The sequence below is a fragment of the Fictibacillus nanhaiensis genome (assembly GCF_023715445.1).
Taxonomy (GTDB): Bacteria; Bacillota; Bacilli; order Bacillales; family Fictibacillaceae; genus Fictibacillus; species Fictibacillus nanhaiensis_D.
Map to the genome: position 1 here is coordinate 1 of NZ_JAMBOD010000073.1, position 243 is coordinate 243.

The window sequence follows — 243 nt, forward strand, 5'->3', positions numbered from 1 at the left end:
TTTTAATACCAGGATTATTATCAGAAGCAAGCTTTAAGCTTTTAATACCAGGATTATTATCAGAAGCAAGCATTAGGCTTTTAATACCAGGATTATTATCAGAAGCAAGTCTTAGGCTTTTAATACCAGGATTATTATCAGAAGCAAGCTTTAAGCTTTTAATACCAGGATTATTATCAGAAGCAAGCATTAGGCTTTTAATACCAGGATTATTATCAGAAGCAAGTCTTAGGCTTTTAATAC

The 243-nt window shown here is 31.7% G+C and carries 1 protein-coding gene; it reads right to left on the bottom strand.

What is annotated here, in order from left to right; all coding sequences use genetic code 11:
- Positions 1-243 (bottom strand): hypothetical protein (locus tag M3196_RS21910; RefSeq protein WP_251324388.1); only part of this gene is annotated, 243 nt, incomplete at both ends.